Origin of the sequence: Colwellia sp. E2M01, from assembly GCF_018860585.1 — a bacterium.
In the GTDB taxonomy this organism is placed as follows: Bacteria; Pseudomonadota; Gammaproteobacteria; order Enterobacterales; family Alteromonadaceae; genus Colwellia.
Genome location: NZ_JAHKPR010000010.1, coordinates 16,825 through 27,869, shown reverse-complemented (window position 1 = coordinate 27,869; position 11,045 = coordinate 16,825). Strand labels below are relative to the sequence as shown.

General features: G+C 37.6%; 7 protein-coding genes and 3 tRNA genes. All 10 read right to left on the bottom strand.

From position 1 onward, the window contains the following. Positions 1-102: 102 nt before the first annotated feature. Complete coding sequence (locus tag KO502_RS00885; RefSeq protein WP_216020669.1) at positions 103-1,236, bottom strand: sodium ion-translocating decarboxylase subunit beta; 1,134 nt, start codon at positions 1,234-1,236, stop codon at positions 103-105. Between the two features lie 8 nt (positions 1,237-1,244). Further along, positions 1,245-3,023 (bottom strand): sodium-extruding oxaloacetate decarboxylase subunit alpha, encoded by a 1,779-nt coding sequence (oadA, locus tag KO502_RS00880; RefSeq protein WP_216020668.1) that lies wholly within the window; start codon positions 3,021-3,023, stop codon positions 1,245-1,247. A 93-nt stretch (positions 3,024-3,116) separates the two neighbouring features. Then, on the bottom strand, positions 3,117-3,389 hold the full coding sequence (locus KO502_RS00875) for an OadG family transporter subunit (RefSeq protein ID WP_216020667.1): 273 nt from the start codon (positions 3,387-3,389) through the stop codon (positions 3,117-3,119). Between the two features lie 697 nt (positions 3,390-4,086). After that, positions 4,087-4,163, bottom strand: a tRNA-Arg gene (locus KO502_RS00870). Positions 4,164-4,223: 60 nt separating this feature from the next. Next, positions 4,224-4,300 (bottom strand) — tRNA-Arg (locus KO502_RS00865). Between the two features lie 81 nt (positions 4,301-4,381). Then, positions 4,382-4,474 (bottom strand) — tRNA-Ser (locus KO502_RS00860). A gap of 383 nt (positions 4,475-4,857) precedes the next feature. Next, positions 4,858-5,058: a carbon storage regulator CsrA gene (gene csrA, locus KO502_RS00855; RefSeq protein ID WP_216020666.1), complete on the bottom strand. Its 201-nt coding sequence runs from the start codon at positions 5,056-5,058 to the stop codon at positions 4,858-4,860. Between the two features lie 469 nt (positions 5,059-5,527). Continuing rightward, the gene (alaS, locus tag KO502_RS00850; RefSeq protein WP_216020665.1) at positions 5,528-8,158 is read right to left on the bottom strand and encodes an alanine--tRNA ligase; all 2,631 of its coding nucleotides are present in this window, start codon (positions 8,156-8,158) and stop codon (positions 5,528-5,530) included. Between the two features lie 540 nt (positions 8,159-8,698). Continuing rightward, on the bottom strand, positions 8,699-9,769 hold the full coding sequence (dinB, locus tag KO502_RS00845) for a DNA polymerase IV (RefSeq protein WP_216020664.1): 1,071 nt from the start codon (positions 9,767-9,769) through the stop codon (positions 8,699-8,701). A gap of 132 nt (positions 9,770-9,901) precedes the next feature. Then, the gene (gene hemH, locus KO502_RS00840; protein ID WP_216020663.1) at positions 9,902-10,969 is read right to left on the bottom strand and encodes a ferrochelatase; all 1,068 of its coding nucleotides are present in this window, start codon (positions 10,967-10,969) and stop codon (positions 9,902-9,904) included. Positions 10,970-11,045 lie beyond the last annotated feature (76 nt).

The window sequence follows — 11,045 nt, the reverse complement described above, 5'->3', positions numbered from 1 at the left end:
AATCAGATTGGTATTAATATTGTTATTAAACGATAAATACAAAAACACCGAGCAAGCTCGGTGTTTTTAAATAGTTAGTCATTAGCTAATGCAAAAATAACACTAAGTACCTACAAGGGCTAATAGAATACCTGCAGCAACAGCTGAGCCTAATACACCCGCTACATTTGGGCCCATTGCATGCATTAACAAGAAGTTATGCGGATTAGATTCTAAACCAACCTTATTAGCAACACGTGCCGCCATAGGTACAGCAGACACACCTGCAGCACCAATTAATGGGTTAATAGGAACCTTAGAGAACTTATTCATTAATTTAGCCATTAATACACCCGAAGCCGTACCAATTGAGAAAGCAACAGCACCTAAAGCTAAAATGCCTAATGTCTCTACATTTAAAAATGCTTCCGAACTAAGTTTAGAGCCTACACCTAAACCTAAGAAGATAGTGGTAATGTTAATAAGTTCATTCTGAGCAGTAGAGCTTAAACGATCTACTACACCCGATTCACGCATTAAGTTACCTAAACAGAACATACCTACAAGTGGTGTTGCAGATGGTAAAAAGAAAATAGTCATCAATAACACACCTAGCGGGAAAATAATTTTTTCAATTTTCGTCACTGGGCGTAATTGTGCCATTTCAATTTTACGTTCTTTTTCTGAGGTTAACGCACGCATAATCGGTGGCTGAATAATTGGTACTAATGCCATATAAGAATATGCCGCAACCGCTATAGCACCCAATAATTCAGGTGCTAGTTTTGAAGCTAAGAAGATAGCAGTAGGACCGTCAGCACCACCAATAATAGCGATAGCTGATGCATCTTTAAGGGTAAATTCTATGCCTGGTATATAGTTTAACGCAATAGCACCAAATAAAGTTGCAAAAATACCAAACTGAGCAGCAGCACCTAATAGTAGTGTTTTAGGATTACCAATAAGTGCGCCAAAATCTGTCATAGCACCAACACCCATAAAAATAATGAGTGGGAAGATACCTGTATCAATACCTGCATAGTAAATATAATGCAGCAAACCACCGACTTCTGAAAAGCCAGCAACAGGAATATTAGTTAAAATTGCACCAAAACCCATTGGCAACAATAATAGAGGCTCAAAATTACGAGCAATGGCTAAGTAAAGTAAACCACAGCCAACAACCATCATAATCACTTGGCCTAGTTCAAAGTTAGCTAAACCAGTCGATAACCATAAAGTATTTAATGAATCCATATTAGCCTCTATGCAAAACTAATTAATGCATCACCAACGGCAACAGAAGCGCCTTCTCTGGTGAATATTGAAACTATTTCGCCAGATGTCACTGCTCGAATTTCAGTTTCCATTTTCATCGCTTCCATGATGATAACAACATCTCCAGCATCAACATGGTCACCTTCATTAACTAGCACTTTAAAAATATTCCCCGCAAGCGGTGCATTTAATGTTTCGCCTGCAGAGATTGAAGCGTTTTGCTTAATAGCATCATCACCCGCTGGTAATGTTACTGAATCAATAGAGCCACCTGGAGCAACAACTACGTCATACACTTTACCATCTACGCTTACCGCATAATTTTCTGTTGCGCCTGAAGAGTTTGCTTCAGATACTACATTAGATTTTTTATTCGACGTAGTCGGAATAGGTTCAAATGCTGATGGGTTATTACGGTTTTCTAAGAATTTCAGACCGATTTGTGGGAATAATGCATAAGTTAATACGTCATCAATGCTGTCATCCGCTAATTCAATGTTCTTTTCTTTAGCTAATGTTTGTAATTCTTCTGATAAGTTATCTACTTCCGGATCAAGTAAGTCCGCAGGGCGACAAGTAATAACGTCAGCACCATCTAAAACTCGCGCTTGAAGTTCAGAATTTACAGGAGCTGCAGTAGCACCGTACTCCCCCTTTAAAACGCCCGCGGTTTCTTTAGTTATTGATTTATAACGCTCACCTGTTAAAACATTAAGTACTGATTGAGTACCAACAATTTGTGACGTTGGGGTAACTAAAGGAATATAACCTAAATCTTTACGTACTTTTGGTATTTCAGTTAATACGTCGTCAAACCTATCTGCTGCACCTTGCTCTTTTAACTGGTTTTCCATATTAGTTAGCATACCACCTGGTACTTGTGCAGTTAAAATACGCGCATCAACCCCCTTTAAGCTGCCTTCAAACTCAGCGTATTTTTCTCTAACATCACGGAAATATGCAGCAACTTCTGCCATTTTTTCAACATTCAAGCCTGAATCTCGAGGGCTACCTTCAACAATAGCAGCAATCGTTTCTGTTGGTGAATGACCGTAAGTCATACTCATAGAAGAAATTGAGGTATCGATAACATCAACATCGCTGTCAATCGCTTTCATTTGAGTGGCAACACTTAAACCTGTAGTTGCATGACAATGTAATGCAATAGGTAATGCCACGGTTTCTTTAAGACGACTAATTAACTCTGCAGCATCGTATGGCTTTAATAAGCCTGACATATCTTTAATACATAAAGAATGAGCACCCATATCTTCAAGTTGCTTGGCCATTGTTAACCAACCATCAAGAGTGTGTACAGGGCTTTCAGTATAACTTAGCGTACCTTGTGCGTGAGCGCCAACCTTTACTGCCGCTTTAATTGATGTTTTAAGATTTCTAACATCATTCATCGCATCAAAAATACGGAAAACATCAATACCGTTAATGTGTGCACGTTCAACAAATTTTTCAACAACATCATCAGCATAATGGCGGTAACCTAAAATATTTTGACCGCGAAATAACATTTGCTGTTTAGTTTTAGGCATTGCCTTTTTAAGTGCACGAATACGTTCCCATGGATCTTCGCCCAAGTAGCGAATACATGAATCGAACGTTGCGCCACCCCAAGATTCAATAGACCAGTAACCAACTTCATCCAGTGTTGCTGCTATAGGTAACATATCTGCTAAACGCAACCTAGTGGCTAAAATTGATTGATGTCCATCCCTTAAGACAACCTCGGTGATACCTAATGGCTTACTCATGTTTACGCCCTTTTATCTAACTTTTTAATTAACGTGAATCACGTTATTCAAATTTAATTTTAATGGTGGAGAGGAGTGCAATAGTACTCAAGCTTATTTATCTTGACCATGCTGACTGCGATAGCGTTTAACTGCACCGCTAATTGCCGAAACAACTGCAGGTGAAACGCCACCGTCATTTTTACTCTTACTCTTTTTATTAGTACGTGAAGATGACGCAACAACTGGGTCCGGAAATTTAACCGCAAGTTTTGCCAGTACTGTATTAATAAAAACGATTAATATACTTAAAAATACAAAAACAAATACCATTCCTGCCAACATTAAGGTGCCGGCCTCTAAAAATTGCTGCTGCATATTGTTCATTGTTTATTCTCTTTCAAAGTTCTTACTATTAGAATAATCACTCTAACTACTATATTGCAAACGATTTAGTCTATTTCAGAAAAGCAATTTAACTTTCATCCTTGCTTTTAGGGAATAATAATAGATAAATCGATATACTTTTCAATAAAGCTCCAGTTAAAACGCTTATCACACGCCTATCACCAAAATTTCGGAGATTACGTTAATTTTAAAAGTAAACGTTTTACACAAAAGTGATTTTAAGAATCATTTGTCACGGTTCTAGACTAATAAACTAAAAGTTATTTACCCAGAGCCGTGACAAATAACTCCTTATTTTATCACTTCAGGCGGCCTTATAAAAGCATAATTAACAGCTGTCTTTTTTTGCTGACTAATCGTTCACAAATACTTCATTGGTAAACCCGAATAAAAATAAATTTAAGGTTAACTATATACTGAAGTAATTAAACTATTGAAGTGACTAAGATGTCTCACCTGTTAGGGTGAGGCTTTTCGATGTGGTGGGCGCGGCAGGAGTCGAACCTGCGACCGTAAAGGGATTCATTCGTAGCCAGCTTTCTATTAAGTGAGTCTATCCAGCTGAGCTACATACTCAACGATGAATTGACAATTCAGTTTTGCGATTAGATAAATATTATTAATTGGTTTTTTAAAACGAAAAAAGCCTCACCTGTTAGGGTGAGGCTTTTCGATGTGGTGGGCGCGGCAGGAGTCGAACCTGCGACCGCCTGGTTCGTAGCCAGGTACTCTATCCAGCTGAGCTACGCGCCCATTATGAATTTTTTAAACAGCTTCACATGCTGTCTTCTATATTTTATCACTTGAAGAAAGTGGTGGGCGCGGCAGGAGTCGAACCTGCGACCGCCTGGTTCGTAGCCAGGTACTCTATCCAGCTGAGCTACGCGCCCTCATGAACTATTTTTTATATCTTAGTCTAAAGATAGTGAATTTTCTTTCCACACAACCATTATAACTTAAAATAAGAATAATGGCGGAGAGGGAGGGATTCGAACCCTCGATCCGGCTACAAACCAGATACTCCCTTAGCAGGGGAGCGCCTTCGGCCACTCGGCCACCTCTCCAATGGGTGCGAATAATAAAGGTTCCTAAAAATAAGTCAAACATTTTTTATAATTTATTTACGATAAATGTTTGTTTGTTGAGATTTCAGGCAATTGTGATAATTTTTAAACACAAAATTAAAGTAAACTACATTTAGACCTTTTAAAAAGATAAGATTATTTAATTAACATCTGAATTCAAGCTGCCTATACAAGTCAGAGTTATATCTAATTTTTATGAGTGATTAACAATTTTTAGCTAATTAATTCGAAGAAGTGTGGTATAGATACAAAAAAACACCGACTAAGCGGTGTTTTTTATAGGTTAAATAAACAAGATAAATGAGTTTCAATATTTATTAGCTACATTTACTTAATTATTTAACTAGCAATCAAGCGGTAATCTAATCTGCTTGATTACCAGAAACTTCTCCATCGCCTTTTTCAGCTTGGATGCGCATGTAAATTTCTTCACGATGCACTGATATTTCTTTGGGTGCATTAACACCGATTCTTACCTGATTTCCTTTAACACCAAGTACAGTAACTGTTACTTCGTCACCAATCATTAGTGTTTCGCCTACGCGTCGAGTTAATATAAGCATGTTTTCTTCCTTATCCTTTAAAGTGAGATCACTAAATAAATATATATAAGCTAGTAATATATTAGAATTAGTTACTTTTTAATCCATCCACTACAACTAATAGTCGATTTCCTATAAAAAGTCATTGTTTATTAAAAATCTCATATCCGATGATAACTTTTAATAACGTTTCGATAGTCAGTAACAAAAAATATAGGGTTACTATGCTACCGAATATATCTTAACAAGATTTCCCTCTCCTTGAATACATTTATAACCTATATATCCCATTGTTCATGTAATCTTTTGTAAAAAATTAATACTTTTTTGTACAAAGTCATAAAAAAGTAACATTTATCGTTTAAGTCAACTTTAAAACACCTAAATTCAGCGTATTAAAAAGGAAGCATTATGCTTCCTTTCAAGTGTTATTCATTAGTGTTTTTTATAAGCTAATAAGTAGAGTTAAAACACATTGCCATAACAGCCGTTATACAAGCTTTTCTGTTAGCCAATCTGAAACACTTGCAAGTGCAGGAGTAATGTTTTCAGGTTTGTTACCACCCGCTTGTGCCATGTCAGGACGACCGCCACCTTTACCGCCAACTTGTTGTGCTACCATATTAACTAGTTCACCCGCTTTTACACGACCTATTAAGTCTTTAGTTACTCCAGCGATTAAGCCAACTTTATCGCCATTGGCTGTAGCAAGCATAATAATGCCAGATTGCATTTTGTTTTTAAGCTCATCAACCATGCCTCTAAGCTCTTTGCTTTCAACGCCACCTAAGTCAGCAATTAACACTTTAACGCCGTTTATTTCAATTGTGTTATTTATTAAGTCAGACCCTGCTTGTGCAGCAAGTTCTTGCTTAAGTTGTGTAATTTCTTTTTCAAGTTGCTTAGAGCGGGTAATTAATTGCTCAACTTTATTACTTGCATTGGTTACATCACTTTTAACTAATAAGGCAATATTGTTCAATGCAGCAGTTTGTTGATTGATAAAGTTAAGTGCACCTGTACCTGTAACCGCTTCGATACGACGTACACCAGCAGCAATACCTGATTCAGCAGTAATTTTTAATAAACCAATGTCACCAGTTCGGTTTACATGAACACCACCACAAAGTTCGATAGAAAAATCACCTAAAGTTACAACACGCACTTCATCATCATACTTTTCACCAAAGAGTGCCATTGCACCTTTTTCTTTCGCTTGCTCAATGTACATAGATTCAGTCTTTCGAGCATGATTACGACGAATTTCATCATTAACCATTTGCTCTACTGTATGTAATTCTTCAGCGGTTACGCCTTCAAAGTGTGAAAAGTCGAAACGTAATTTTTCGCTATCGCATAACGAACCTTTTTGTGTAACGTGCTCACCTAACACTTTACGTAAAGCGGCGTGTAATAAATGCGTGGCAGTATGGTTTTTAACAATAGCTGAACGACGTTCTACATCAATCTCTGCTTTAACACGTCGATTTAAACCAACATCTGTTCGCGCAATTCCTTTATGAGCATATGCATTACCTAGTTTAATGGTATCTGATACTTCAAAAACACCATTATCAAGATGTAATAAACCACTATCACCAACTTGTCCGCCAGATTCAGCATAAAATGGTGTACGGTCTAAAATAACAATGCCTTGTTCGCCTGCATTCAATTGGTTTACAGCAACATGATCTTGATTGTTAAATAACTCAACCACGGTGGCTGAAAAGGAGTCATTCTCATAACCTTTAAAACCTGTTTTATGATCAGATTTAAGTTGCTCGTTATAATCAGTACCAAATTGGCTCGCCTTTTGTGCGCGAACTCTTTGCTCGGTCATCGCTTTATCGAAACCATCATGATCAATTTTCAAGTGACGTTCACGGGCTATATCAGCCGTTAAATCAGCAGGGAAGCCATAGGTGTCGTACAACTTAAATACATCATCACCGTTGATAGTGTCGTCAGTTAGGTTATCTAAAATATCTTCTAATAAAACCATACCGCGGTCTAAAGTGCGGCCGAACTGCTCTTCTTCAATGCGTAGTAGCTTTTCAATGATCGCTTGCTGCTGCTCCAACTCTGGGTAGGCATCGCCCATCTGTTTGATTAACGAAGCAACTAATTTATGAAAGAAGTGCCCTTTCGCTTCTAATTTATGACCGTGACGAATTGCACGACGAATAATACGACGAAGCACATAACCACGACCTTCATTTGAAGGTACAACACCATCCACAATTAAAAAGCTACAAGAGCGAATATGATCACTAATTACGCGTAGTGATTTATGCTCAAGATCTTCACATTGTAATAGCTCTGCAGTATCTTTAATAAGCTCTTGGAAAATATCAATCTCGTAGTTACTGTGAACGTCTTGCATAATGGCAGAAATACGCTCTAAGCCCATACCCGTATCAATAGATGGATTTGGCAGTGGATCCATGTCACCGTTACTTTGACGGTTAAATTGCATGAATACTATATTCCAAATTTCAATAAAACGATCGCCGTCCTCTTCAGGTGAGCCCGGAGGACCACCCCAAATATGCTCACCGTGATCGTAGAAGATCTCAGAGCAAGGACCACAAGGACCTGTATCGCCCATAGACCAAAAGTTATCTGATTCAAATTTTTTACCGCCTGGCTTATCGCCAATACGAATAATTTTTTCTACAGGTACGCCTATTTCATCTTTCCAGTAAGCAAAAGCTTCTTCATCAGTTTCGTAAATAGTCACTAATAACTTTTCTTTTGGTAAGCCTAAAACTGTCGTTAAAAATTCCCAAGCATAACTAATAGCATTCTCTTTGAAGTAGTCACCAAAGCTAAAGTTACCCATCATTTCAAAAAAAGTGTGATGGCGAGCGGTGTACCCCACATTTTCTAAATCGTTATGTTTGCCACCAGCTCTAACACAACGTTGTGCAGAGGTTGCACGGGTATAACTACGATGTTCGGCACCTAAAAATACATCTTTAAAAGGAACCATACCTGCATTGGTGAACAATAACGTGGCATCGTTACCAGGAACGAGTGAGCTACTTTTAACTATTTGGTGTTGTTTGGTGGCAAAGAAATCTAAAAATGCCTGACGGACTTCGGACGTACTTTTAATCATGAGATACTCTACAAATCTGTTTGTTACTATTTAGGTACAAGTCTTGGTTTAGTCAATCACTATGAGGATTTATTCAATTGAGAAATCATGTGATTGTAAAAAACGAATTTTGGGGCGCTATGTTTTTTAATATTGCTTTTTAACGCTATTTTTCATATTAGTTTTAACACTATATTGCTCGGCTATTATTTAAATATTAAAACTTAAGTTAATAACTTAAATTAACAAGCAAGCTGTTGTCTGCAATGATATCGGCAGACTCATTTTTTGCAAGGCGCTTATTATACGCAAGCTAAGCTTCAAGATACCAATCTATTTCACAACTTTTATGCAAATATTGTCTATTTGTTGCGCTAACAGCTTTTTGCCTTAGTTAATTAGCAAGACTATAGCAAACACAACGGCAGCTAATATATTTTTTAAATGGATTTTATTTGTAATACCCACCATTAAATATATTTTAAGGCTAGCTTGTTAAATTCAACAAAATTAGGGTAGGCTCTTCAGAAGTTAAAAGTTAAAAACTAAACGCCTTACATATTATTCAAGTATAAATTCAAATTGTTGATGTGTCGGTGCGCTCTCGCCTAAGCCAATATGAACACCGAGAAGTCGCACGGCTTTACCCTCACCTCGTGCTAACCCCTCTTCAAGTAAAGTATTAAAAATACCTTCATCAAATTGATGATATTTAAATTCTTTCGTCGTTTGATGAAAATCTTTAAATTTTACTTTGATACCTAGTTTACTAATTTCTCGTGTTGATAAATACTTCTTTGCTCTTAATTTTAATTCAGGGATCAGTTGCTGCTTCATGTAAGCGGCTAATTCTTCAATATTCGCAATATCGTCGGCAAAAGTTCGTTCAACTCCTACCGATTTTCGAATGCGCTGAGTGACGATCGCTCGATTATCATCACCATGACACTTATACCATAACGAGCGTCCTAGTTTACCAAATTGACGAATAAGGCTAACTTCATCTAACGCTTTAATATCTCGCCCAAACGCCAAGCCACTGTCTTGTAGTTTTTTATAAGTGACTTTGCCCACGCCGGGTATTTTACTTAATGGCATACTGTCAATAAAACTACTTACTTGATTTGGCGTTATGACATACTGCCCGTCGGGTTTATTTAAGTCCGAGGCGATTTTGGCTAGGTACTTAATTGGCGCAATACCTGCTGAAGCGGTGAGTTGTAGCTCTTTAAAAATGGTGGCTCGAATATCTTCTGCAATAAGTGTGGCAGAGCCATTAAATAACAGACACCCAGTTACATCTAAATAGGCTTCATCTAGAGACAATGGCTCAATAATCTTAGTATAGCGACTAAATATTTCTCGTATTTTAGCGGAAACTTCTTGGTAGACGCTCATTCGCCCTCGAACAATTTTAAGATTTGGGCATAGAACTTTAGCGCGACTTGCTGGCATTGCAGAGCGAACGCCGTACTCTCTAGCAAGGTAATTACAGGTACACAACACACTACGGGGCCCATTGCCGCCAACAGCAATGGGAATATCTCGATATTCAGGAAAATCACGCATTTCTACCGAAGCGTAAAAAGCGTCCATATCTACGTGGATTATTTTTCGTTGTGGAGTCATCATTAACCACTCACCAATAGCTGTATATAAAAACAGTATAATATTTTTATATTACTTGGCAAGTAAGTTAATTATAAATTTTGGTGTTTTGCTCAACAATAATTATAAGCGACTAAAACCGACAAAACTAAAACATCAATCATTTAATAAAGGGGCAACAAGGTTAAATAAAACATCTATATGATCATCTCTGTCATTTAACGCTGCAATATAATGATATTGCTCACCGCCCGCTTCCATAAATATCTCACGGTTTTCATGCTCTAATTCTTCTAGGGTTTCTAAACAATCACTACTAAACGCAGGGCTAATAATCGCAATGTGTTTATCACCTTGAGTTGGTAAGTTTTCTAATGTTTCATCAGTATAAGGTTTTAACCATTCAGCTTTACCAAAGCGCGACTGAAAAGTAGTTATAATTTCATCTTCGTTAAACGCATAATCATTATTCACGGCTTCGCTAGATAGTTTTGTTTTAAGTAAACGTGTAGTTTCAAGACAAAAGTCGTAATACGGGTCGCCCCACTCATGAAAAAGTTCAGGCATACCATGATATGACAACACCAGTTTATCTGGCTTGCCGTATTGTTTTACATGCTCCACAACCGTATTAGCTAATGCCGTAATGTACAGAGGGTTATGGTGATAAGTATTGATAAAGTGAATGCTAGGAACATAGCGCCAATTTTGTAGCTCTTTACTTAACGCATCAAAGGTTGAGGCTGTTGTTGGCCCTGCGTATTGTGGATACAAAGGTAACACAACAAGCTTATCAACACCTTGCTGTTGAAATTTTTGTAAAACACTGGAGATAGATGGATTACCATAGCGCATGGCAAAGTCTACAATGACTTGGTCGCCATATTGAGATTTAATTTTACTTGCCAACTTTTCTTTTTGTGCTGCCGTAATAGTAACTAAAGGTGCACCATCATCTTGCCAAATTGTTTGATATAACTTGGCTGATTTAGCGGGCCTAATACGCAAAATAATACCGTGTAAGATAATAAGCCAAAGTAAACGCGGTATTTCAACCACTCGTCTGTCTGATAAAAACTCACGTAAATAACGACGCACGGCACCTGTTGTTGGTTCGTCTGGCGAGCCTAGATTGGTAATTAAAACGCCTGTTACTTGTGAATGTTTAACAGCGGTTTCTGCATTGTTAATATTATTACGACGAGCACTAAAGCGAGATTTCATTATGCTTTCTTCTTACGTTTGAATGACATTACCGAGCAGTTACACAACATGAAAACCGCTCTTTATCGTACCTGTT